The sequence below is a fragment of the Gloeothece verrucosa PCC 7822 genome, assembly GCF_000147335.1.
In the GTDB taxonomy this organism is placed as follows: Bacteria; Cyanobacteriota; Cyanobacteriia; order Cyanobacteriales; family Microcystaceae; genus Gloeothece; species Gloeothece verrucosa.
The window spans coordinates 1,394,877-1,417,812 of the sequence record NC_014501.1 but is presented as its reverse complement, the minus strand read 5'-3'; the positions used below and the strand labels follow the sequence as shown (position 1 = coordinate 1,417,812).

Annotated in this window: 22 protein-coding genes; 6 read left to right on the top strand and 16 right to left on the bottom strand. The window is 41.4% G+C overall.

All coding sequences use genetic code 11. The annotated features are described in order from the left end of the window. Window positions 1–121: 121 nt before the first annotated feature. On the top strand, window positions 122–526 hold the full coding sequence (gene rplU, locus CYAN7822_RS06345) for a 50S ribosomal protein L21 (RefSeq protein WP_013321413.1): 405 nt from the start codon (window positions 122–124) through the stop codon (window positions 524–526). 40 nt (window positions 527–566) lie between these two features. Then, the gene (gene rpmA, locus CYAN7822_RS06340; protein ID WP_013321412.1) at window positions 567–845 is read left to right on the top strand and encodes a 50S ribosomal protein L27; all 279 of its coding nucleotides are present in this window, start codon (window positions 567–569) and stop codon (window positions 843–845) included. A 112-nt stretch (window positions 846–957) separates the two neighbouring features. On the opposite strand, the gene CYAN7822_RS06335 is transcribed toward rpmA, so the two are convergent. After that, window positions 958–2,241, bottom strand: a complete 1,284-nt coding sequence (locus CYAN7822_RS06335; RefSeq protein ID WP_013321411.1) for an aspartate aminotransferase family protein — start codon at window positions 2,239–2,241, stop codon at window positions 958–960. Window positions 2,242–2,371: 130 nt separating this feature from the next. On the opposite strand from CYAN7822_RS06335, the gene CYAN7822_RS06330 reads away from it, so the two are divergent. The 3 genes from CYAN7822_RS06330 (at window position 2,372) to CYAN7822_RS06320 (ending at window position 5,115) form a co-directional block, all read left to right on the top strand. Next, window positions 2,372–3,436, top strand: a complete 1,065-nt coding sequence (locus CYAN7822_RS06330) for a potassium channel family protein (RefSeq protein ID WP_041933154.1) — start codon at window positions 2,372–2,374, stop codon at window positions 3,434–3,436. Between the two features lie 108 nt (window positions 3,437–3,544). After that, a complete protein-coding gene (locus tag CYAN7822_RS06325) occupies window positions 3,545–4,219 on the top strand; it encodes a response regulator transcription factor (RefSeq protein ID WP_013321409.1) in 675 nt (224 codons plus the stop codon). A 77-nt stretch (window positions 4,220–4,296) separates the two neighbouring features. Continuing rightward, complete coding sequence (locus CYAN7822_RS06320) at window positions 4,297–5,115, top strand: Uma2 family endonuclease (protein ID WP_013321408.1); 819 nt, start codon at window positions 4,297–4,299, stop codon at window positions 5,113–5,115. Between the two features lie 50 nt (window positions 5,116–5,165). On the opposite strand, the gene CYAN7822_RS06315 is transcribed toward CYAN7822_RS06320, so the two are convergent. The 6 genes from CYAN7822_RS06315 to CYAN7822_RS06290 form a co-directional block, all read right to left on the bottom strand. Beyond that, window positions 5,166–5,624 (bottom strand): nitrate reductase associated protein, encoded by a 459-nt coding sequence (locus CYAN7822_RS06315; RefSeq protein WP_013321407.1) that lies wholly within the window; start codon window positions 5,622–5,624, stop codon window positions 5,166–5,168. Window positions 5,625–5,792: 168 nt separating this feature from the next. Beyond that, window positions 5,793–6,536, bottom strand: coding sequence for a PEP-CTERM sorting domain-containing protein (locus CYAN7822_RS06310; protein ID WP_013321406.1), 744 nt, complete (start codon window positions 6,534–6,536; stop codon window positions 5,793–5,795). Window positions 6,537–6,872: 336 nt separating this feature from the next. After that, entirely contained in the window at window positions 6,873–9,143 is a 2,271-nt protein-coding gene (locus CYAN7822_RS06305) for a molybdopterin oxidoreductase family protein (RefSeq protein WP_013321405.1), read from the bottom strand. Between the two features lie 261 nt (window positions 9,144–9,404). After that, entirely contained in the window at window positions 9,405–9,971 is a 567-nt protein-coding gene (locus tag CYAN7822_RS06300; protein ID WP_013321404.1) for a Uma2 family endonuclease, read from the bottom strand. Between the two features lie 43 nt (window positions 9,972–10,014). Next, complete coding sequence (locus tag CYAN7822_RS06295) at window positions 10,015–10,926, bottom strand: Rpn family recombination-promoting nuclease/putative transposase (protein WP_013321403.1); 912 nt, start codon at window positions 10,924–10,926, stop codon at window positions 10,015–10,017. Between the two features lie 34 nt (window positions 10,927–10,960). After that, complete coding sequence (locus tag CYAN7822_RS06290) at window positions 10,961–11,734, bottom strand: hypothetical protein (protein WP_041933153.1); 774 nt, start codon at window positions 11,732–11,734, stop codon at window positions 10,961–10,963. Between the two features lie 67 nt (window positions 11,735–11,801). Between CYAN7822_RS06290 and holA the strand changes: the two genes are divergently transcribed. Next, window positions 11,802–12,782: a DNA polymerase III subunit delta gene (gene holA / locus CYAN7822_RS06285; protein ID WP_013321401.1), complete on the top strand. Its 981-nt coding sequence runs from the start codon at window positions 11,802–11,804 to the stop codon at window positions 12,780–12,782. A 174-nt stretch (window positions 12,783–12,956) separates the two neighbouring features. Here holA and CYAN7822_RS38960 read toward each other — a convergent pair whose 3' ends face one another. The 9 genes from CYAN7822_RS38960 to trpB form a co-directional block, all read right to left on the bottom strand. Then, the gene (locus CYAN7822_RS38960; protein WP_013321400.1) at window positions 12,957–15,692 is read right to left on the bottom strand and encodes a tetratricopeptide repeat protein; all 2,736 of its coding nucleotides are present in this window, start codon (window positions 15,690–15,692) and stop codon (window positions 12,957–12,959) included. A 59-nt stretch (window positions 15,693–15,751) separates the two neighbouring features. Beyond that, window positions 15,752–16,579: a toll/interleukin-1 receptor domain-containing protein gene (locus CYAN7822_RS06275; protein WP_013321399.1), complete on the bottom strand. Its 828-nt coding sequence runs from the start codon at window positions 16,577–16,579 to the stop codon at window positions 15,752–15,754. Between the two features lie 365 nt (window positions 16,580–16,944). Further along, window positions 16,945–18,099, bottom strand: coding sequence for a pyridoxal-phosphate-dependent aminotransferase family protein (locus tag CYAN7822_RS06270; protein ID WP_013321398.1), 1,155 nt, complete (start codon window positions 18,097–18,099; stop codon window positions 16,945–16,947). Window positions 18,100–18,289: 190 nt separating this feature from the next. Then, window positions 18,290–18,580: a DUF5340 domain-containing protein gene (locus CYAN7822_RS06265; protein WP_013321397.1), complete on the bottom strand. Its 291-nt coding sequence runs from the start codon at window positions 18,578–18,580 to the stop codon at window positions 18,290–18,292. A gap of 140 nt (window positions 18,581–18,720) precedes the next feature. After that, a complete protein-coding gene (trpC, locus tag CYAN7822_RS06260) occupies window positions 18,721–19,608 on the bottom strand; it encodes an indole-3-glycerol phosphate synthase TrpC (RefSeq protein WP_013321396.1) in 888 nt (295 codons plus the stop codon). 166 nt (window positions 19,609–19,774) lie between these two features. Further along, window positions 19,775–19,930 carry a hypothetical protein gene (locus CYAN7822_RS38605; protein ID WP_013321395.1) on the bottom strand — a complete coding sequence of 52 codons (156 nt, stop codon included), beginning with the start codon at window positions 19,928–19,930 and terminating at the stop codon, window positions 19,775–19,777. Window positions 19,931–20,090: 160 nt separating this feature from the next. After that, on the bottom strand, window positions 20,091–20,720 hold the full coding sequence (locus CYAN7822_RS06255; protein WP_013321394.1) for a ribonuclease D: 630 nt from the start codon (window positions 20,718–20,720) through the stop codon (window positions 20,091–20,093). 12 nt (window positions 20,721–20,732) lie between these two features. Further along, complete coding sequence (locus CYAN7822_RS06250; protein WP_013321393.1) at window positions 20,733–21,704, bottom strand: CAP domain-containing protein; 972 nt, start codon at window positions 21,702–21,704, stop codon at window positions 20,733–20,735. Next, window positions 21,701–22,936 carry a tryptophan synthase subunit beta gene (gene trpB, locus CYAN7822_RS06245; RefSeq protein ID WP_013321392.1) on the bottom strand — a complete coding sequence of 412 codons (1,236 nt, stop codon included), beginning with the start codon at window positions 22,934–22,936 and terminating at the stop codon, window positions 21,701–21,703. The genes CYAN7822_RS06250 and trpB overlap by 4 nt, the downstream gene beginning before the upstream one ends.

Sequence of the window (22,936 nt, the reverse complement as noted above, 5' to 3'; positions counted from 1 at the left end):
GAATGAATAGGTCTAGAGTTTTAGGCAAGAAGTTTCAAGGATGAATGACGAGAAATTTCTGACGGACTAAAAAAACAGAACTATTTGAGCTACCTGTACGGCAATTTGATAGGACAATTCCATGAGTTACGCAATTATTGAAACTGGCGGTAAGCAATTACGAGTTGAACCGGGTCGCTTTTATGATATTGAACTACTCCATGCTGATCCAGACACCAACTACAGCATTGATAAAGTATTATTAGTCAGCGACGAAGACGAGGTAATTGTCGGTCAACCTTTTGTAGAGGGAGCCACTGTAGAAGGAACCATCCTACGGCATCTTCGCGGAAGAAAAGTCATCGTCTATAAAATGCGTCCGAAAAAGAAAACCCGCAAAAAACGGGGACATCGTCAAGAAATAACCCGCTTGATGATTAATTCTATTAATGTTAATGGCAAAACCCTAACCTCTGGGGAAACTCAAGCGGCAGCAACGGTTGCTAGTGGTGAAGCGGGTAGCACAGAAGCAACTGACTCAGAATAAATAACTAAAATAGATCAAGAAAATTGATTAGGAGAAAATTATGGCTCATAAGAAGGGAACGGGTAGTACCCGCAATGGTCGTGACTCGAACGCCAAACGACTAGGGGTTAAGCGTTATGGGGGTCAAACCGTTAAAGCCGGTAATATTTTGGTTCGTCAACGGGGTACCAAGTTTCATCCGGGGAATAATGTTGGCCGGGGTTCAGATGATACCCTGTTTGCTTTAGTGGATGGCGTAGTCAAGTTTGAATACAAAAACAGAACTCGCCAAAAAATTAGTGTTTATCCCATAGAAGTCCAAGAAACGGCGGCTAGTTAAGGCCGTAAAAAGCTAAAAGTCTGGGTTAATTACCTCCTTTTTCTTAAATCATCGCATTACCATGAGAGACGTTGGCAGCAACGTCTCTAGATTTTTAGGGGGTAAGCCTGTGCTAAACGGTTTGAGCGATGGCTGTCTCTAGCTTACTCACCGCTTGATCAATTTCTTCTTCAGAAACAATCAAAGGAGGCACAAAACGCAACACTTTCGGTCCTGCCGGTGCTAATAATAGCCCTTCTGCCATAGCCGCTTTAACCAAATCAGCAGATGTCAATTCAGTAGATTCACTGATTTCCATTCCATTGATTAAACCCCAACCCCGTACATCAGTAAACAGGTGAGGATACTTTTGCTGAATTGCTCTTAAACGAGTGCGTAACTGTTCTCCTCTGGCCTGCACATTTTGGAGAATATTATCCTGTTCAATGGTTTTTAAGACGCTCAAAGCCGCAGCACAAGCAAAGGGGTTGCCGCCAAAGGTACTAGCATGAGTGCCGGGTTGAAAAACATCACAGAACTTTTTACACATCATCGCCCCAATGGGAATACCGCCGGCAAGTCCTTTGGCACTGGTAAAGATATCTGGTTCAACCCCTAAATTCTCATAACCCCATAATTTGCCACTACGTCCCACACCCACTTGAACTTCATCAAAGACTAAGAGAATATTATTTTCATCGCAAATCTTTCGCAGACGCAAGAAATAGTCGATATCTCCAGGACGCACCCCACCTTCCCCTTGTAAAGGTTCTAACATAATGGCGGCTACACGGCGGTTACCTTCATCAATATCAGCGATCGCATTTTTAACTGCATCAATATCGTTGTAGGGAACATATTCAAACCCTGGTACTAAAGGGTCAAAATCTTTTTGATATTTGGCTTGTCCAGTAGCGGTAATAGTTGCCAGGGTTCGACCATGAAAACTGGCTTTAGCGGTTAAAATAACAGGTTGATCGAGAAAATCTAAAACCGTATGGGCATATTTACGAACTAATTTAATGGCGGCTTCATTAGCTTCTGCTCCAGAATTGCAGAAGAACACTTTATCGGCACAGGAATGGTCTACTATCCACTTAGCCAGTTCACCCTGTTCAGGAATGTAAAAAAGGTTAGAAACGTGATGTAATTTTTGAATTTGTTGAGAGACGGTTTCAACCAAAGCCGGATGGGAATAGCCTAGGGTACAAGTGGCAATTCCCGCCACAAAATCAAGATACTCGCTTCCTTGTGTATCCCACACCCGACACCCCTGTCCTTTCTCAATGGCGATGGGAAAGCGGGCATAGGTATTCATGACGTAGGTATCGAACTGATCTTGATCAAAAGGATGGGTTACGATATCACTGGAGGTAGAAGGTGCAGAAGGATTATCAAGTAAAATTTCTGGACTCACAATTGGCTCCTGTAAATTTATGCTCTATGGGCAATTGTAATAAGTATTAGAGGAGACACCTCTGTTTGATCAGCTTTAAACAATATTTTGATCTTACTGAAGATTTAAACTGCTTGGGGGTGGGGGGATAATAACTTTGTACAGCTTTGAGGACAAATATAGACGCTTAAAACAGGAATTGCTCATCGGTATCCTATTAGTGGTAGGAGTTTTTCTCATCGGCACTTTTTGGTATCGATTTGTCGAACAGTGGACATGGTTAGACGCGGCTTATATGACCACGATCACGCTGACGACAGTGGGGTTCGGAGAAATTCAGCCGCTTGATGAGCGCTCACGCCTATTTACAATGGGCTTAATTTTAACAGGAGTGATTACAATTGGATACATCGTCAATCGGGTAACTGAGGCGATCATTCAAGGGTATTTTCAAGATGGACTACGCACAAGGCAGGAGAAACGCTTGATTGAAAAGTTAACAGATCATTATATTCTCTGTGGCTATGGACGCACGGCGCGTCACGTGGCTTTAGAATTTGAAGCCGAGAAAATTCCTTTTATCGTCATTGAACTTCAATCTGAACAAGTAGAGGCGGCCAAACAAAAAGGCTATATTGCGATTCAGGGGGATGCCACCCTAGATGCGTTATTAATTCAAGCTAAAATTGAGCAGGCGGTTTGTCTGGTTTCTGCCCTTCCCTCAGATGCTGAAAATCTCTATACGGTGCTATCAGCTAAAACCCTTAATCCGAAAATTCGAGCCATCGCCCGGGCAAGTACCGAAGAGGCAGTACAAAAGCTTCAACGGGCGGGGGCTGATGCGGTGGTTTCTCCCTATATTACTGGCGGAAGACGATTAGCGGCGGCGGCCTTAAGGCCTCAAGTGATGGATTTTGTGGATGGTATCCTCACGGGAACTGACCGGGCCTTTTATATGGAGGAATTTTTACTAGATCCGGATGTTTGTCCCTGTGTGGGTCAACCTCTGAGGGATGCTCGTTTAAGGTTACAAACGGGGGCTTTAGTTTTGGCTATTCGTCGCGCTGATGGTCATCTGATTGCTGGTCCTACAGGCGATACAATTTTAATGGCCGGAGATTTGCTCATCTGTATGGGAACGGCTGAACAGTTACGGACACTGAATCGTTTATTAGGTCCGATTCGTCCTTCTTCGTTGCGTATGCCTAAACATTAATTATAGTCATTAGTCATTAGTCATTAGTCATTAGTCATTAGAAATTTGAATTTAATAGCATAATAATAAACCCAAAAGTTTTACTAAAATTAATTTTTTTGAATTTCTATGGCTGCTCATATCCTAGTTGTCGAAGATGAAGCTAAACTCGCTCAATTTATTGAATTAGAGCTTAAATATGAGGGTTATACTGTCACTGTTGCCCCAGATGGGTTAGCCGGGTTAACGGCGGCTAGAGAATCTCATCCCGATTTAATTTTATTGGATTGGATGTTACCAGGAATTTCTGGGTTAGAAATTTGTAAGCGGCTGCGGCAAACCGGGGATAAAGTTCCGATTATTTTATTAACGGCTAAAGATGAAATTAGTGATCGCGTGACGGGTTTAGATGCCGGCGCAGATGATTATATTGTTAAACCCTTTAGTTTAGAGGAATTACTGGCAAGAGTTCGGGCTAATTTACGACGTACACAAGAAGAAAACCCCGAGGAAATTTTATTTAATGATTTACGACTTAACCGCAGTACCCGAGAAGTTTATCGCGCTAACCGTTTAATTGAATTGACGGCTAAAGAGTTTGAATTATTAGAATATTTAATGTCTCATCCCCGCCAAGTTCTCACCCGTGACCAAATTTTAGAACGGGTATGGGGCTATGATTTCATGGGAGATTCTAATATTATTGAGGTCTATGTCCGTTATTTACGCTTAAAACTCGAAGAGAATGGAGAGAAGCGGCTTATTCAAACTATTCGGGGTGTTGGGTATGTTTTACGAGATTAGCGGCTGTGCTAATTTGCCGGTTTTCAAACTGAGTAAGTTAACATCAAAATATACTCAAATGTTGGGGAAAATAGAGCATGATACAATCTTCTAAGAGTATTGATTTACCGCCACCATTTCCGGACCACACCCAACTTCCGGAATCTGACGGTACTTTTGTGAAAAACTTTCAGGAACATCCCCAAAGCATCATTTTAACTGATTCTCTTGGCCCAGTTTTAGAGCGATTATACCCTGATGGACAGTATGCTATAGGTCAAGATTGTGGGATTTATTGGCGAGAAACTGATCCTCCTGAAAAAGGCGCAGAAGCACCCGATTGGTTTTTTGTTCCTGGTGTTCCTCCTACTTTAGATGGACAGATTCGCCGTTCTTATGTTCTTTGGCGAGAGTATAGAACTCCTTTAATTGCTTTAGAATTTGCCAGTGGAGATGGGGAAGAAGAACGAGATAAAACGCCTCTTTCTGCCACTAATTTAAGAGAAAATATTAGACCTGGTAAATTTTGGGTTTATGAACAAATTATGCGAATTCCCTTTTATGGAATTTATGAGATCAGAAATGAGAGATTAGAAGTTTATCATTTTGTTGATGGAGGTTATCAACTTTTAGAATCCAATGAACGGGGACATTATCCTATTTTTCCCTTAGAAATAGAATTAGGATTATGGCGAGGGAATTACCAAAATTTAAGTCAGACTTGGTTGCGCTGGTGGGATAATCAGGGCAATTTACTGTTAACTGGCCGTGAAAGAGCTATATTAGAAAAGGAGCGAGCAGAACAAGCCGAATTAGCTTTAGTTCAAGAAAGACTGCTTAGAGAGCAACAGGAGCAAAGATTACAAGCAATGGCTGAACGTCTGCGAGAATTGGGTATTGAACCAGATTCTATTTAGTTAGTTGTTAGCCCATAGTATACTTTTGAATAAAAACTCCTGACTACTGACTATTGACTAATTAATTGAAACTCTTTTAAAGCCGGATAAAAGTTGAGATTTTCATGAGAAGGACGACTTAGTTTAATCAGTGCAAATCGTTGTAAAGGCGTTAATTGCTGCCACTGTTGGAGAGTCAGAGTAACATCAAATTCAGCCGCTTTTTCTTGTACTGTTTCAGGGATGTCTTTAGTATCTATCCAAGGGGGATGAGGATCAATTTCTAACTCTTTTGCTGGTGCGCCGGTTTTTTGGGTAATCAGGTTTTGCAGAAAGTCTCGATAGCGTTGACTTTCCTCGGGGGTACTACAAGGCCGTTTAACCAGTTCTTGACGTTCCGGTTGGCTAAACTGACTCCAGTGAGATAATTTCAGTTTTACGCCGCAGGTGTCGAGTTTCATTCTTACCTGCATGGGGATACATCGCAGAGAATCAACAAAATCTGTTTCAAAGTCAAAAAAATCTTTCATTTGAATTTTATAGAGCTTAGTCAGCTTGCTTTATTGGTCTTTATTTAGCCGTATAATCAAATAATATTTAAATTTAGCTTAAAATTCTGAGACTAAACCATTAAAGAAAGAAGTAGCCATTTAAAAATAAGGTATGATGAACTTAAGAATTTACTGAGAAGTCAACCATTATTTAGAAACCTTCTTTTTGAAAAGAAGTCCAAATCCTATGGCTGTGCTTGTTCCCAATAAGGTTAAAGGTTCCGGCATAGGTGTTCCCTGAAGAGTCGCTGTCCAAGTTCCGCTATCCTGATAATTAGGTTCGCCATAATTTATTGCATTCCAAGAACCCCGCACAACTTTATTAAATCCTACTTCAGGAGAGTACATACTAAAATAGTGATAACCTTCATGTCTGGTTTGACCAAAAACCCATCCGGACTCTACCACATACTCCTCGTCATAATAATCATAATCATCATAATACTGGTTCCCCATCGATACTGGAACAGAGGGATCTTTCCACCAGCGAACCCCTAAATTGTCTAAACCCCAGGAGTCTACAACGAAATCTACATCAGTTCCTCCTTGAGGATCAAAGAACAAGGGTCGCAATTTAATAGTGGCCTCAAAATTTGTTAGAAGGGTCTTGACTTTAAAACCTTTAGGTGGAGGGGGTAGTATTTCCCCTGTTTGTTGATCATAATACCCGTTTTCATAGTACCACTCTTCCGAGTAAATATTTGTTTGGATAAAATATCTCTGATCTTGATTATAACTAAATTCCCCTGTTCCAACTAGCTTATTAGTTCCATCAAAAAACTTTAAGTTCCAAGTCTTGATATTAACCGCTAAAGATGGGTTAGGAACCAATAATGTGCTAATTAAAACCGCTCCCGAAGTTGTTGTCATTAAATGCTTGATATTGATCATAAATTTACTCCTTTATTAAGATGTTAATTAGGCTAACAAGTCTTTTTTGATTATCTTGTGAGTTTTAAATTCGTCAGAATTTTTCATCTAATTATAAATGCTCTATTAGATTAGAGTTCTTACCTTAAAAAAAATTTACTTTTCTGAGCCTAAAAGCCAATCAACTAAGTAGGTGGGCTGGGGTGCGGAACGAGTTCCGCACTGCCATTAAACGTAAAACGGAGAGAGGGAACAAACAAGAGGCAACAGGCAACAGGCAACAGCCTCTGGGATTGAGGCATTTTTAAGAGTTAATAAGAGTGTTCATTTATTTGTGCCCACCTACTTATCTTATCTTTATGGGGTGGCAGAGGCTAACTCTGAATTTAAAAAGTTTTGATAAGCTCCAGCAGAAGAATCTTTTGATAAAAAAGCCACAGGAATTAATTGCACGGCACAAGCTTTTAATTCGGGTTCTAAAGAGATAGGACAAGCGATCGGATGAGTGAGATTATTTGCCTCGGCATTATCGGCCCAGATTGCGCCCCAGTGCATAGGAACAAAGACAGTTCCCGGTGTAATAGCTTTAGTTATCATCGCTGGAAAACGAGCCGCACCTCGACGGGACCGCACTTCAATTAATGCGCCTTCTTCTATTTTTAAATTAGCCGCATCACGGGGATGAATTTCGATAAAAGGATTGGGGTGCATTTTCTTAATTTTTTCAATGCGTCCGGTACGGGTTTGAGTATGCCAATGGCCATATAATCTCCCCACAGTTAACACAAAAGGATAATCTTCATCAGGGGGTTCTGCTAATCCTTTAGAATGAAAAGCAGCGAACCTTGCTCTCGTATCAGGGGTATTAAATTTCCAATCTGTATAAAGGCGTTTGGCGGAGGGTTTTTCTGCTGGATTTTTAAATAAAGAGGTAAAAAGTTTTTCTTCTTTTTGATCGATTACTGGGTTTTCTTCTTCTGGACAAGGCCACTGTAAAGGGCCTTCTTGTTGTAGCCTTTCGTAATTAATTCCCGTCATATCACAGGGACGGTTACGGGTTGCTTGAATAAACTCTCGATGAACATCTGCTGAGGTTTCAAACTGAAACTGTTCTGTAAACCCTAAACGTCGTCCCACTTCGGCAAAAATTTCCCAATCGGCTTTTGCTTCCCCTGGACGAGGACGAAACTGAGGACACAGAGTCACCATTCTTTCAGAATTGGTCATGGTGCCCGTTTTTTCACTCCACTGGGCCGCCGGTAAGATAATATGGGCATAAGCTGCGGTTTCTGTGGGGTAATAAGCGTCTTGATAGACTGTTAAAGGAGATTTTAACAGAGCGGCTTTCGTGCGTTCTAGATCGGGCATACTCACAGCCGGATTAGTGGCGGCAATCCATAATAATCCTACCTCTCCGGTTTCTAATCCTGTGATCATACTCCAGCAATCCCGGCCCGGTTCCGGCGAAATTTGCCCCGGTTTGAGTCCCCATAATTGCTCTAATTCGGCTCGATGTTGGGGATTTTTCACCACACGGTATCCGGGGAGAATATGCGATAAGCCGCCGGCTTCTCGTCCTCCCATAGCGTTAGGTTGTCCGGTTAAAGAAAAAGGTCCGGCCCCGGGTTTACCGATATTAGCGGTCATCAGATGTAAATTAATAATGGTGCGGACTTTTGCCGTTCCTTCAGAAGACTGATTGACCCCCATAGACCATAAGGATAACACCCGTTCTGAGTCGGCCCAATAGCGGGCGGCTTGTTCTAGGTCTTCGATAGGGATATTACAGCTTTGGGCGACGATTTCGGGGGAATAATGGCGGATGATTTGTGCATATTCAGCAAAACCTTGGGTACATTCATCAATAAAGTAAGTGTCAATTTTGCCCCAACGCATTAATAGATGGGCTATACCGTTGAGTAAGTCTATATCTGTGCCGGGTTTAATGGCTAAGTGGAGGTCTGCCGCCTCGGCGGTTTTGGTGGTACGAGGATCGACGACAATTAATTTAGCTTTACGGTCTTTTTTGAGGTGTTTGTGAAGGCGGTTAAAGACGATGGGATGGCATTCTGCCGCGTTGGTTCCAATTAAAAAGGCACAATCGGTTAAATCTAGGTCATCATAGCAGCATGGCGGACCATCAGAACCAAAGCTTTGTATATATCCGGCCACTGCTGAGGACATACAGAGGCGGGAGTTGGCATCAAAATTGTTGGTTCCTAAACAGCCTTTGAGGAGTTTTTGGGCAATATAATAATCTTCGGTTTGAAATTGACCCGATCCATACATACAAATACCATCGGGTCCGTCAGTAGCGATGACAGTTTTAATACGATGGACAATGCGATCAAGTGCTTCATCCCAACTGACTTGACGAAATGATTCGCCGAGAGAGTCTCGCATCATCGGATATTTGAGGCGATCTTTATCCACTGCTTCGCTGACGGTTGCTCCTTTAACGCACACCATTCCTTTACTGGAGGGGTGAGCGCGATCGGCGGTAACTTTCCAAATGGGGTTTCCTTGACTATCTCGATGGGTAGCACGGCCGGCGGATGCTGGTGGCGAGACTTCTAAACCGCAACCTACGCCACAATAAGGACAAAGGGTTTTTACTGAGTCAGTCATTATGATTCTGCTTGAGATCAGTGATTGGAGTATCTGCTTTTGGCATTACCTGATCTTGATGGTCTTAATATTTCTTCAACTAAACTGTAACTTTTCATACCAATTTAGTCAGCGTTTACTGTTTTAGAATGCTTTTTATGCAGGTAACGCATTTCATTAGCTGTGATCACAAAGTCCCCCTCTGGATAAGTAGGGGCGCTCCGCTTGCGCCCTGGGGAATGTGTGGGGAGAGTGTGGGGAGAGGGGGGAGAATCTATAAAATTAGGAAAAGTTTATGTCTTCATAAATAAGAGATATAGGACAGGAAAAGTTAATACTATTTAGGTTAATTTCGTCATTTTCTTGATAGGGGTGAAGCTCCCAAAAGCCTTTGTCATTGAGCCGAAAGCATTCTACATTGATTTTTTCTGCATCAATGAGAACATATTCTTGTAAAGTGTCAATTTGACGATAAAATTTAAATTGATCACCTCGGTCAAAGGCTTCCGTACTCGGGGATAAAACTTCTATAATTAAACAGGGATGATAAACAATTAAGCGTTCTTTTTTATCCCGTTCATCACAAGTTACCATCACATCTGGATAAAAAAAGGGGCCTTTTTCGGAAATCCCTACTTTTACATCGACCATTTGAACTTTACACCCTTTACCTCGCAAATGAGATTTTAAAGCGCTAGTTATGTTAATGGCGATATCGTTATGAAAAATTGTTCCCCCTGTCATGGCGTATATTTCGCCGTTAATATATTCGTGTTTGACGGGTTGTTGTGCTTCCCAGTCGAGATATTCTTGAGGGGATAAATTAGGGAGTTTAGGGGTAGCTATCATGGATTTAATTAACAAGAGAAAGTGTGAAAATTTCTCTAAAAATTTATTGTTGTAAACTGCGCTGGAGTTCTTGAACTATCTCCTGTGATAAACCTGTATAACGCCTAACTTGTTCTATACTGATTCCATCTCGCAGTAAATTTAACGCGACTTCTTTAATTCCTTGTAGTCTTCCTAGTAGAAGTTCCTGCACGAATTCTTCTGATAAACCCGAACAAGCTACAACTTGTTCTACACTCATTCCGCTTTGAAGTAAATTTAAAGCGATTTCTTGTTTTGCCTGTTGTAATCCTTCTTGTCTTCCTTCTTGTAATCCTTGTTCTCGTGCTTCTTTGACGATTTCTTGATAGATAACGGATTCTTGCATAATGTCTCGCCTCAAAACTTGTTGAATGATCTCTTTATTCAATACTAACCCTGCTAGAATTGATGTTGCTGCTGATAAATTGGATCTTACTCGCCGTTGGGGGAGAGTATCTATTATTCTAGCGACTTCCCGTAATACCTCGGTTTTTTGCTCGGTTTGACTTAGCACAGCAAAAGATAGTAATCCTGGCGTATTTAAAAACAATTCTGTTGGTTGTTCCCAAAGACGAATAACCTCAAATTCATGATGCAATTTATCAGCAGAAAAAGTGTTTTGATACACTAATTCTGAGTTACTCTTTTTGAGATAAATAACCACTTGCCGCATCGCTTTTTGAGGATAGCGACGGTAAACCCGGAGACGATAATCTGCCATCCTAAAGGGAATATCCGGGTCGGGTTGGGTTTGAAATTCGACTTGTAGAACAATATTTGATGATTGTTTTAAAATTAAAGAATCAGAGCGAATTGGTTCTAGGGAAAGTTCTTTAGGACTTAATTCTGTTAAAAGAATCGGCTCACCTAATAACCAAGTCGCTAACTCCGTTGAAAATTCTTCCGCTATAAATTTACAAACATTATCATACATTTATGATAATTTTAAATGAAAAAATGGGAATGATTTACAGTTCTAAAATGGGATAATCTGACTCTCGTTCAAAACGTGTCATATTGGTAAATTTTCTTAATTGAACTTGTTTGATGCTTAAAATTTGAGGGTCATTTTCTAACCACTGATCATTAAATTTAGAGAGAAGATTAGCAAGATTATCGCGGTCAAGATTTTCGGGAATCTCACCGAAATAGCCTAGGGTAATATGAGCCGTAAAATAATATTGTTGCTCAATGCCTAAACCCATTAAGCCTGAATTTTGATAAATTGACCGTCTTAGTTCGGCAATTTGTTCATAGACGGATTCATCTTTTGGTGCTAACCCAACCACTAAGGAACGGGGATATATTAGCAGTCCTAAGATTTGCCATTGGAGGGAGCCGCCTGTAACAGCAGACTCTTGATATTTTTCAAAGCTTTCCTGAATACAGGCTTTTAATTGCTGATCAAAATTGGGATTATTTTGAGCCGCATCTTTATAGGCTCCATCCCAGATTAAATCAGCCACCGTAAAGTGATAACTTTCTATAGGAGTGGGTACAATTAACCCAGGCTCCACTTGATTAACTAACTGTTTTTGAAAGGCTTCCAGATTTTGGTAAAAGTCTGTATTATCGGGATCTTCGAGTCCCGGAGGAGTGATAATACTATATCCTTCAAAGATAGCCGGTTCCCCTTCTATAAATTTAGGAGACTTTTGGATATTCTGGAGTTGGCTTTCATAGGTAGCGAGTAGCGTCATGGGTGCTACCCGATTAATATAGGTTTGGTAGGTTTCGTCCAATCTACTTTTCCCCGTTTGAAGACAATATATATTTTATCTTGCCAAGCGACCTGTAAGTTGGGAAATTATGCCTATTTATCTATTTTGGGGTGAAGATGATTTTGCTATCACTCAAGAGGTTGAACGCTTACGTCAAGATGTTCTTGACCCCAGTTGGATACAATTTAATTATGATAAGCTGGCCGGTGATGCGGCTGAAAATGTGATCGAAGGGTTAAATCAAGCCATGACTCCGGTGTTTGGGAGCGGGGGAAGGTTAGTCTGGTTGGTGGAAACAACGATTTTTGGGCAGTGTTCAGAGGGGTTATTATCGGAGTTACAGCGAACTTTGCCGCATATTCCGGAAGAGTCTCATCTTCTATTTACCTCCAGCAAGAAACCTGATAAACGCCTCAAGTCGACTAAGTTGGTAGAAGAATATGCTAAAGTTCAAGAGTTTGCTTTGATACCCCCTTGGAAAACTGAGGAAATTGTTCAAAGGGTTCAATCTGTTGCTCACAGTAAGGGGGTGAAATTAACGGCGGCGGCGGTGGATTTGTTGGCGGAGTCGGTGGGTAATAATACCAGGCAGTTGTGGAGTGAGTTAGATAAGTTATCGGTTTATGGACAGGGTAAACCCATCAATGAAAATGTGGTGGCGAGTTTGGTGAATGTTAATACTCAAAATAGTTTACAACTGGCGACGGCTATTCGTGAGGGAGACGCGGCTAAGGCGCTCTCTTTGGTGGCAGATTTAATTAGCCGCAATGAACCAGCTTTGAGAATTGTAGCAACTTTGGTGGGACAGTTTCGCACTTGGGCAATGGTTAAGTTGAAAATTGAGGCGGGGGAGAAGGATGAAAAGGCGATCGCAACGGCGGCGGAAGTAGGCAACCCGAAACGGATCTATTTTTTACGCAAGGAGGTGCAAGCTTTTAAGGGGAGTCAGTTGTTGGCGACTTTGCCTCTGTTGTTTGAGTTGGAGTTAAGTCTTAAACGGGGGGCTGATCCGTTGGCGGCTTTGCAAACTAAGGTGGTTGAGTTGTGTAGGCTTTTTTCGAAGGGTTGATGCCCTAAAACGCCCTCACCCTGAAGGGTGGGGCTATACGAACGAAGCCTGCCTACGCAGGCTTTAAGGGAAAAATGAAAGAATTCTGTAGGGTGTGTTAGGCGGCTACCATTTTTGATCATGAAAGAGATTTAACAATCCGCCGTAACGCACCATTTTAGGATTAATTGTTCCCTATTTCCTATCTTTTAAATATTCTTCCCGTTGCTGTAAAAAGTCTTGATGATATTCTTCGGGTATCCTTTTTAATGCTTCTTCTACTGGCATGGTAAACAGCATTAACATTAAGCAATATTGGTAATTAGCGGCTATTGTTTGAGTGGTGGGATGGTCTTCTCCTAGGGTTCGTTGTACGATTTCTAAGGCTTGTAGATACAAGGGTGCGGCTTCGGTCAACCTTCCCTGGGATTTGTATAATCCCGCTAAATTATTGAGGGATTGTGCCGTGTCGGGATAGTCTATTCCTAAGACTTTTTGTCTTATTTCTAAGGCTTGTAGATACAAGGGTTCCGCTTCGGTCAACCTTCCCTGAGAGTCGTATAAAAGGGCTAAATTATTGAGGCTCGTTGCTGTGGAGGGATGGTCTATTCCTAAAACTTTTTGTTTTATTTCTAAGGCTTGTAGATACAAGGGTTCCGCTTCGCTCAACCTTCCTTGATAATAATATAAATAGGCTAAATTATTGAGGCTCATTGCCGTGTCGGGATGGTCTATTCCTAAGACTTTTTGACGGATTTCTAAGGCTTGTTGATACAAATTTTCGGCTTCCGTAAACCTTCTCTGAGAGTCGTATAAACCCGCTAAATTATTGAGGCTCATTGCCGTGTCGGGATGGTCTATTCCTAAGACTCTTTGACGGATTTCTAAGGCTTGTTTTAACAAGGGTTTCGCTTCGGTAGACCTTCCCTGACAGGAGTATAAATAGGCTAAATTATTAAGGATCATTGCTGTGGAGGGATGGTCTATTCCTAAGACTTTTTGAGTAATTTTTAATGCCTGTATATACAGGGGTTCCGCTTCGTTAAATCTTCCCTGACAATAGTAGCAATAGGCTAAATTATTGAGGCTCATTGCTGTGGAGGGATGGTCTATTCCTAAAACTCTTTGTAATATTTCTAAGGCTTGTTTTAATAAAGGTTCTGCTTCCATAAACCTTCCCTGATAACTGTATAAGACTGCTAAATTATCGAGGGAAGTTGCCGTGTCGGGATGGTCTATTTCTAAGAGTCTTTGGTTGATATCTAAGGCTTGTTGTAACAAGGTTTCTGCTTCCGTAAACCTTCCTTGAGAACGGTATAAACCGGATAAAATAGTAAGGGACATAGCCGTGGACGGATGGTTTATTCCGAATCTTTTTTTAGTTTCTTGTAAGCACTGCTTACTCCATCTTTCTGCTTGAATATAAGTGCCTTGACCTTCATAAAATCTAATCAATCCTTCAAATATCCAGACCAACTCTTCTTCTTGATTTCCTAGCCAATCGATTAAATTATTTGCTACTTCTATTAAATGAGGAATGGCTTCTGTAACTGCTTTGATTTCGGTTAGTGTTGGAGTTTGAGAAAGAGAAGAAGAACAGCTTACCATTATCTTACACAACTTTTGCTTATAATCATCCGCTTCTTCTAAATCCTTCAGTTTAATCTGAAAAAATTCTCTCAGGAGTGGATGTAATTGATATTGATTATTCCCTCTCTCTTCTAATAAACTACGATTAACTAAAGCATTATCCCGTAGTTCTTCCTTGAAATTTTCTAAAGCTTCTTGTTTCTCTTCTATCCAATTTTCTAACCATTCTTCTACCTCTTCAAAATCATTAAATTCTTCCCCTTGCTGTCCTAAATATTGTTGCAATTCTCTGAGTTTTTCTTGATAAGCATCTTCATCTTTATCCGAGGTTTCTAGAAACTCTTCCCAATAAAAAACCGTAACACTATCAACCTCTAACAAACACTTTTCTACCCACTCCCACTTTATGGCACTCGCCGCAAACAAACTCAGAAAACAAGCCAACTTTTTCGCCTCAGAAGATAAATCTTCCCAAGATAATTCCATTGCTGCTTTTACTCCCCTTTGGGCAGTCATAAAAGCTGTATCTGATGGGTTTAATGCTTTCTCATCGAGTCCTTTTTTCTTAAGCCGCTTAATAAGTTCCTTTATAGTCAGTCCTCGATGTTCATCTAAATATTTACCGACTAATTCCAATCCTAGCGGCAAATAGCCCAACTTTTCGCATAATTCCTGAACCTGTTCTAACTCTGCCTCAATTCTGGCATCTCCAACGAGGGAGCGCAATAACTTAATAGCCGCATCCTTCGAGAGAACATCAAGCTCAATTCTTGGAATACTTACCCCAGGACGGTTACGACTGGTCAACAGAACCTTAAACTGAGAGGGTGACGGGGGTAAATAAGGGATGACCTCATGATAGTCCTGTACATCATCATAAATGATTAATGCCTGACCTAACCCCCCCTGCCCCCCTTCCCTACGAGGGAATGGAGGAGAATAATTGCTCCCCTCTCCAGCAAAAAAAGAATCTTCCGCTTTTCCCCCTCTTGCAGGAGGGGGTAGGGGGAGGTGGAGAGGGGTTGGGGGAGAGGTAAACCAATTTCGCCAACAATAACGAACCTTATCCCCGATTTCTAACTCATCAGGGGGATTGACATTTAAGTAAACTTGTGCATAGTTAACCAGTTGAGTCCCTAACTCAACCCCTCTACCATCTAACCAACAGATTCCCCCTTGATAGTCTTGTTGATACTGTAGGGCATATTGGGTAACTAATTCAGTTTTTCCCACCCCTCCCATCCCTGCGATCGCACAAATAGCCAATCTTCCCTCTAGCTGTAGTTGAGTGTGAATCTCTAGGAGTTCTCTTTCTCGTCCGACAAAGTGACGTGAACCCATTTTAGGGGGTAAATTACTCAGTTTAAGCCGCCTCCCCGGCAATTTATCCGAAGAGGCATCTAAGGGTTTAAAACTTCATTGAGTACCTCCTCAACTCGTTCTAGTCCACATCCTCCCTCGCCATTTGCCCAATTTAACAGCGCTGATACTCTATCTCCCTGCGGTGCGTGTGAAGCTGGTATAATTCCCCTAGGTGGCTCTAGCTCAAAAATGATCATCTCTAACTGTGGTGAAGGAATACCATTAAGGCGGCTCATTAATTGCATTCGTCCTTTAAACACCTTTTTTCCTCCTGGTATTTTTTCAGTGTTAGATTTATCTTTTTCTAATCTAGTTTCTACCGCTTGTATAATTTGCTCAAAATCCGATTGCCGGTGTAGTTCAGGAGTAAGAGCATTGATATTTTTGAGAATATCAGTTAGTTGATCTATATTTCTTTTTATATCAGCGTATTGCTGAAGAGTTTTATAAATACTGGTAACATCTAAAATTGAACCTGACTTAAGCTTATCTTCTAAATTCTTTATTTTTTGATCCCAATAGTGTAAATAATCAATTCTATCTTCATCTTTATAAATTTTGGCATCTTTTAAAACAATCGGAAAAATCCGATCATAGAAATCCCCATGCTTGGCAATTTCTACTAATTCAAACATACAATTTTCAGATTTTAAATATTTATCACTAATAACGACAAGAATACATTTACCTTGTCCGATACGCTCCATAAATTCTTTAATTAAACCTCTATAGCCCAAATCGGTTTTATCTCGGATAATTTTAATTTGCCGCTTTTGGAAAGCTTCTTCAAGTTGGTTGGCAAATTCTTCACTATCACCTTGCCAGGCATAGGAAATAAAAACCTGCGGCGAGTTACTGGTTTCCATTTTTAGCTGATTAATCAAATTATTACTTCTATTTTGTCTCTTTTTTACGGTTAGTCAAGAGTAGAGAATAGAAAGTTTATATTAGAATTTATAGACTTTGATATTTTTCCGCTTAGATATAGGGTTCTGGGGAGCAATGCCCACCCTACTACCTTGGCTATTATAAAATGGTGCGTTACGGCGGACTGTTAAATGTTCTTCGCGCAGCAATGATGGTAGCCGCCTAACACACCCTACGCAATGCGGCTATACATAGCTTGTGGTGAGCATTGCCCACCCTACAAGAATATAACCCAAAAAAATATAGCCCGCGTAGGCGGGCTTTGTTCGTATAGCCACACCCTTCAGGGTGAAGGCCAAATAATTTACGACTGTGCTAAAACTGCCGCCGCCGCAGCAACACCGGCCCCGGGAGTAGCACCTTCATACCCCAACTCTTGCAGAGTGGTTTCTAAAGCGCCAATAGCGGCTAAAATATCCCGTTCACTGACAAACCCTAAATGCCCTATGCGGAAGATTTTCCCTTTTAAATGGTCTTGTCCACCGGCCAAAGCGATATCAAATTTTTTCTTGATGGTGGAGCGGATTTTTTCAGCATCGACAGTAGTGGGGATAACTGCCGTTATTGCCGTACTCGCATGAGTATCAGGCGCAAATAGAGGTAAATTGAGGGCTTTCATGGCTGCCCGGGTGGCGGCTGTGTTGCGTTGATGACGAGCGAAAATATTTTCTAACCCTTCTGCTTTCATCATCTGTAGGGCCACTTGTAACCCATACATCAAATTCACTGGAGGAGTAAAGGGAGAACTATCTTTATCGGTGGCTTTTTTGTACTTGCCTAAGTCGAGATAGAATTTAGGAAGGGTTGCCGTTTCGTAGGCTTTCCAGGCTTTTTTGCTAACAGAGACAAAACCTAAACCCGGGGGGATCATATAGCCTTTTTGAGAGCCGCTTCCCACCACATCTAAACCCCATTCATCAATGGGAATATTCAGCGCTCCCATACTGGTGACAGCATCGACAATGATTAAAGCTTCTCCATGAGCTTTAACATATTTATTTATGGTTTCTAGGTCATTGAGAACCCCGGTAGAGGTTTCTGAATGGGTGATAATAACTGCCTTAATTTGTTTGTCTTTATCGGCTTCTAATTTGGCGCGGAATTCTTCAGGATCTAAAGGCTTACCCCATTCGGTTTTAATCAAATCTACATTTAAGCCGAACGCTTTACTAATTAAGCCCCAACGTTCGCCGAATTTGCCGTTATCTCCCACTAAAACCCGGTCTCCAGGACTGAGGAAATTAATAATCCCGGCTTCCATTGCGCCGGTACCTGATACGGTTAAACAAAGAACATCATTTTGGGTTTGATGGAGCCATTTGAGGTTTTCTGTAATTTCTGCTATGACTTTACTAAAATCGCCGCTCCGGTGACCGATGGGGTGTTTAGCCATTGCCAGTAAAACTTGTTCTGGCACGGGCGTAGGGCCCGGAATCATGAGCATAGGTTTACCATCCATGAATTGTTTCCTCTTTCTTGCTGTAACGTTTCAATTTTTAATACTCTGGGTCTGAATTACTTTTGCTCGAGAGAGCCTTTTATTGTAACCTACTTCAATATTTCTTAACCCCCCAAAGACGAAAAAAATCACCCTACCCCATTTACCATAAAAAATAGATGTTCCAATTCCTCATTTGTTAATTTTAAATTTACGATTCGTTCTCATCCCTGAGAAAACGAGGGGCGAATACCTCTGAAACTTCTTCGGGTTTGACGTTGACACTATTGAGGGACCAACGATACTCAAAAGGAGTATGAGTTTGATCACAGATGGTTTCTAGTTGTTTTTGCTGTGCTAAGGCTTTTCGTAGACTAATAATCAGTTGTTGAACTTGTGTTCTTAGGGCAGGATCTTTTTCCACTGCGATAATCGTTTTTCGTTCCAACAACTGTAGGAGTAATTCGTAGTGGACATGGGAAGGAAGGGGAATTGGCTTCATCACAGTTATCGGTTGTTAGTCTTTTCTTGTTTATTGTTATCAGCCAGTTTAGCTTATTCTGCTGAAAGCTTTTGCGGGTTTGTTCTCCCTAACTAATTTTATAAGCCAAATAATCGGCACAGATGGCGATCAACTCTTGATTATAGCCTAGAAAACAATTTCTGAATTGCCTGGGCTGGGTCAGTTTGTTTAACTAATGATTCTCCAATTAACACTGCTTTCGCGCCGCACGAGTGAACAAATTGCAAATCATCGGGTGTATATAATCCCGATTCACTAACCACAAGAATGCCTCGCTGTTTCAGTTGTTCCCCTCTGGCTGTCAATAGTTCTGATGTGGTTTGTAAATCTACCTTAAATGTCTCTAAATTGCGGTTGTTGATGCCTACTAAAGCGACTCCATCTATGGCTAATACGCGATCCAGTTCAGCTAAGGTATGAACTTCGATCAGGGCTGTCATCTTCAATGCCTTGATAATTTTGACAAAATAGCGTAAATCTTGATCATTTAAAATGGCTGCAATCAGTAATACTGCATCTGCTCCCTTGCTACGAGCGTAATAAATTTGATAGGGATAAATAATAAATTCTTTGCATAAAATCGGCAAGTCTACGCTTTGACGTACTAGGGCTAGGTTATCATAACTGCCCTGAAAAAATTTTTCATCCGTCAGCACTGATAAACAACTTGCCCCTCCTTGTTGGTAAGCTTGGGCGATCGCTACTGGATCAAAGTTTTCTCGGATCACTCCTTTACTGGGAGAGGCTTTTTTCACTTCGGCTATCAGGGCGGGTTGGGTTTTCCCATTCGCTAAAGCCTCAAGAAAGTTTTGAGGCGGCGGCATATCTTGCACTTGCTTGCGTATTTCTATTAAAGGAAGACGTTCTCTAATTCTGTCTACTTCTTTTTCTTTATTCCAGACTATTTCTTCTAATATATGCCTCGGTTGGGCATCGGGGACTTTTACTTGATAGCGTAAGGTATCGACTTCTACAGGAGGGTTAGGGGGTCGTCGTCTAATTTGCATTCTGCTATTGTACGTTATACGGTGTAGTCATCGCTTTTTGTTTCATCTCATATTGTTCCATACCTCAGTGCTGTTACGCTATATTTACCCAAAAAAAAGGTTAGATAGACCTTTTAATGCTTTCTAACCTGGAGATTAGCTTTTCTAAAACTGTATCTTTTTTAATTTAATGGAGAGCTTCTACTTTTTCTACTGTCCAGACTGTAAAACTCTCGGCTCCTAACGCTTTTCTGATAGCCATCTGTTGATTGGAAGCCGTTAAGGTGATTGCTTGACGATTATTAAACAATGTATTGGTTAATATGACTTTATATTTAGGCATTTTGGCTTCTCATATAATTTAAAACGATTTAATTTTAAATTTTTTTGGGGATCATTACCGTATCCTAAGATACTAAGCTATTCCTGAATCAGCCAAGCCGCATCGGCATTACCGATCATCAAGATTGTCAATCAACTTTTTAAACTTTTTCTCATTCTATTTAGTGTTCAAAAACATTAGGATACAAAAGTAAATCAAGGGAAACGATGACAGGCAGACATTGAAAACAGTCTTGAGCTAATTGCCAACGGTCTTCCCGTTGTAACATGGTGATTAATTTTTGCTTTAATCCTAATAAATAGCGAACATCATTAGCCGCATAACTTAATTGTTCTTCTGATAAATTGGCGGCATTTCCCCAATCTGAACTTTGGGCGGTTTTATCTAATTCTATTCCTTCTAACTCGAGAACTAAACTTTTTAATCCATGACTTGAGGTATAGGTACGAGCCAATTTACTCGCAATTTTTGTACAAAAAATGGGGGTGGTTTCTATGCCTAAATGGTGACGCAATTGAGCCACATCAAACCGGGCAAAATGGAACACTTTAATGCTGTGATTATTTTCCATCAATTGCTTTAATTTCGGGGCTTCTTTTTGTCCTTTGGCAATACGAATAGCGGTAACATAACCGGTCGGATCGCAAAGTTGCACCAAACAAAGACGATCACGATGAGGAATTAAACCCATAGTTTCCGTATCTACTGCGATAGCTTCTGCCTGTAAATACTGAGCTAAAATATCATCGGATAGGTCGCCTTCCAAAACTTGAAAATTGTCTAATGCCATTTTTAACACCTGTTAACGTCTTTTGACAAAAAGTTGAGTCAAATAATACTCTCCTTTCGCATTTTTAGCAATACCAATTCCGGTTAAATCGAAATTTCCTTGCATATTTTTCCGATGACCTGGACTTTTAATCCATCCTTCTACAGCCACTTTAACCGGGTCACTATAACCCATATTGAAGGCTAAATTTTCTCCCACTGTTCGAGTGGGGATTTGATTAGCTATGGCTTTTACCCGTCCTTCAAATCCATTATGACTAAAGGTGGCTTCTCCGTTGGCCATTTTTTGACTATATCTTCTAGCCACTTCACTGATGCGGTTATCCCACAGCAACGGGGAAAGTTTTTGAGAACGACGATATTGATTGACTTGTTGATAAGTTTTTTGTTCTAAGGCCGTCAACACATTGGTCTTTAAAGAAGCTTTTTTAATCTTAGAATCCGAGGACCCAGAAGCGGCTTGAGGTTTGATAAAAATTTGGGTAAAGTAATATTCTCCTTGACGATTTAAGGCCACTCCTACACCCGTTAAATTGAAATTACTTTCTATATTTTTGAGATGTCCTGGACTTTTTAGCCATCCTTGAACGGCTACTGTAGCGGGGTCTTTTGCGCCTTCATTAAAAGCGACATTTTCAGCCGCTTGCTGATAGGGGATGGTCTGGCCTATTTGTTGTAGCCGCTTTTCAAACCCTTCATGAGAGAAGGGAACGGTTTTAGCGGCCATTCTCTGACTATGAATCCTGGCTTGTTGAGCAATGGTATTATTAAAGGTTAAAGGGGCTAAGTGGCGAGATTGTCGGTATTGATTAATTTGTCGATAGACATCTTGTTCTAGGGCACTACTGCGAGTGGCATCAGCAACGAGGGATGTAGCGGCTTGGCTACCCATGTTTTCTTCAGAAGGAAAGTTATCGGTCAAAGACTGACAACTCCCCAACCATAAACAAGAAAAAATCAACAATGAACCAGGAATGATTTTCATTCTTGTTGTAGAAATTTAGCCACTGTTTGCACGTCTTTGTCTCCTCGTCCTGAACAGTTAATCACAATGCGAGGACTACCCTTTAATTGAGGGCAGAGGGTTTCTAGATAGGCGATGGCGTGGGAAGTTTCTAAAGCCGGTATAATGCCTTCTAATTGGGATAATCTTTGAAAAGCGTCAACCGCTTCGGTGTCAGTCACGCTGTAATATTCTGCCCGCCCCATATCTTTGAGATAACTATGTTCAGGTCCTACCCCCGGATAATCTAAACCGGCGCTGATAGAATGGGCTTCTATGACTTGCCCTTCTTGGTCTTGTAATAGATAACTCATGGCCCCATGTAACACTCCAGGCCGTCCGGCGGTTAAAGTAGCGGCGTGTTTGCCAGAGGCCACACTTTCCCCGGCGGCTTCTACGCCGATAATCCGGACTGATGAATCTTTAATAAATTCATAAAATAGCCCCATAGCATTAGACCCTCCACCCACACAGGCCATGAGGATATCGGGGAGTCCGCCCCATTTTTCTTGACATTGTTGCTTTGTTTCTTGACCGATAATGACGTGAAAATCTCTGACCATCATGGGATAGGGATGAGGTCCGGCTACCGAACCGAGAATATAATGGGTGGTTTCTACATTGGTTACCCAGTCTCGGATGGCTTCTGAGGTGGCATCTTTGAGGGTTCCGGTGCCGGCTGATACGGGTTGAACTTTTGCCCCTAATAAATTCATGCGAAAGACGTTTAATTTTTGGCGTTCCATGTCATGAACACCCATATAAATAATACATTCAAGTCCAAAACGGGCGCAGACGGTTGCTGTAGCGACTCCATGTTGTCCGGCACCGGTTTCAGCGATAATGCGTTTTTTGCCCATACGTTTCGCTAACAAGACCTGAGCTAGGGCATTATTAATTTTATGGGCCCCGGTGTGGTTAAGGTCTTCTCGCTTCAGGTAGATTTGGGGTCCTGTACCATCTGGTCTAGCATAACGGGCGCTGAGGCGTTCGGCAAAGTACAATGGGCTAGGTCTTCCTACATAGTCCCGTAGCAGTTGATTTAATTCTTGCTGAAACTCTGGGTCATTTTTGTAGCGGTTATAGGCGGCTTCTAGTTCACTTAAGGCCGGCATTAAGGTTTCTGGGACGTATTTCCCGCCATAGGCACCAAAACGTCCTAATTCATCTGGGTATTGTGTGGGTTGTGTCGCGCGGATGGGTGTCGTTGTCAT

What these genes read in the sequence shown, in the direction of transcription:
- CYAN7822_RS06295 (WP_013321403.1), bottom strand. Translation starts at nt 10,926, where the DNA reads ATGTATGATAATGTTTGTAAATTTATAGCGGAAGAATTTTCAACGGAG.
- CYAN7822_RS38605 (WP_013321395.1), bottom strand. Translation starts at nt 19,930, where the DNA reads ATGCCTAAATATAAAGTCATATTAACCAATACATTGTTTAATAATCGT.
- trpC (WP_013321396.1), bottom strand. Translation starts at nt 19,608, where the DNA reads ATGCAAATTAGACGACGACCCCCTAACCCTCCTGTAGAAGTCGATACC.
- CYAN7822_RS06300 (WP_013321404.1), bottom strand. Translation starts at nt 9,971, where the DNA reads ATGATAGCTACCCCTAAACTCCCTAATTTATCCCCTCAAGAATATCTC.
- rplU (WP_013321413.1), top strand. Translation starts at nt 122, where the DNA reads ATGAGTTACGCAATTATTGAAACTGGCGGTAAGCAATTACGAGTTGAA.
- CYAN7822_RS06270 (WP_013321398.1), bottom strand. Translation starts at nt 18,099, where the DNA reads ATGGATGGTAAACCTATGCTCATGATTCCGGGCCCTACGCCCGTGCCA.
- CYAN7822_RS38960 (WP_013321400.1), bottom strand. Translation starts at nt 15,692, where the DNA reads ATGGGTTCACGTCACTTTGTCGGACGAGAAAGAGAACTCCTAGAGATT.
- CYAN7822_RS06265 (WP_013321397.1), bottom strand. Translation starts at nt 18,580, where the DNA reads ATGAAGCCAATTCCCCTTCCTTCCCATGTCCACTACGAATTACTCCTA.
- CYAN7822_RS06255 (WP_013321394.1), bottom strand. Translation starts at nt 20,720, where the DNA reads ATGGCATTAGACAATTTTCAAGTTTTGGAAGGCGACCTATCCGATGAT.
- rpmA (WP_013321412.1), top strand. Translation starts at nt 567, where the DNA reads ATGGCTCATAAGAAGGGAACGGGTAGTACCCGCAATGGTCGTGACTCG.
- holA (WP_013321401.1), top strand. Translation starts at nt 11,802, where the DNA reads ATGCCTATTTATCTATTTTGGGGTGAAGATGATTTTGCTATCACTCAA.
- CYAN7822_RS06325 (WP_013321409.1), top strand. Translation starts at nt 3,545, where the DNA reads ATGGCTGCTCATATCCTAGTTGTCGAAGATGAAGCTAAACTCGCTCAA.
- CYAN7822_RS06310 (WP_013321406.1), bottom strand. Translation starts at nt 6,536, where the DNA reads ATGATCAATATCAAGCATTTAATGACAACAACTTCGGGAGCGGTTTTA.
- CYAN7822_RS06250 (WP_013321393.1), bottom strand. Translation starts at nt 21,704, where the DNA reads ATGAAAATCATTCCTGGTTCATTGTTGATTTTTTCTTGTTTATGGTTG.
- trpB (WP_013321392.1), bottom strand. Translation starts at nt 22,936, where the DNA reads ATGACAACGACACCCATCCGCGCGACACAACCCACACAATACCCAGAT.
- CYAN7822_RS06315 (WP_013321407.1), bottom strand. Translation starts at nt 5,624, where the DNA reads ATGAAAGATTTTTTTGACTTTGAAACAGATTTTGTTGATTCTCTGCGA.
- CYAN7822_RS06305 (WP_013321405.1), bottom strand. Translation starts at nt 9,143, where the DNA reads ATGACTGACTCAGTAAAAACCCTTTGTCCTTATTGTGGCGTAGGTTGC.
- CYAN7822_RS06320 (WP_013321408.1), top strand. Translation starts at nt 4,297, where the DNA reads ATGATACAATCTTCTAAGAGTATTGATTTACCGCCACCATTTCCGGAC.
- CYAN7822_RS06275 (WP_013321399.1), bottom strand. Translation starts at nt 16,579, where the DNA reads ATGGAAACCAGTAACTCGCCGCAGGTTTTTATTTCCTATGCCTGGCAA.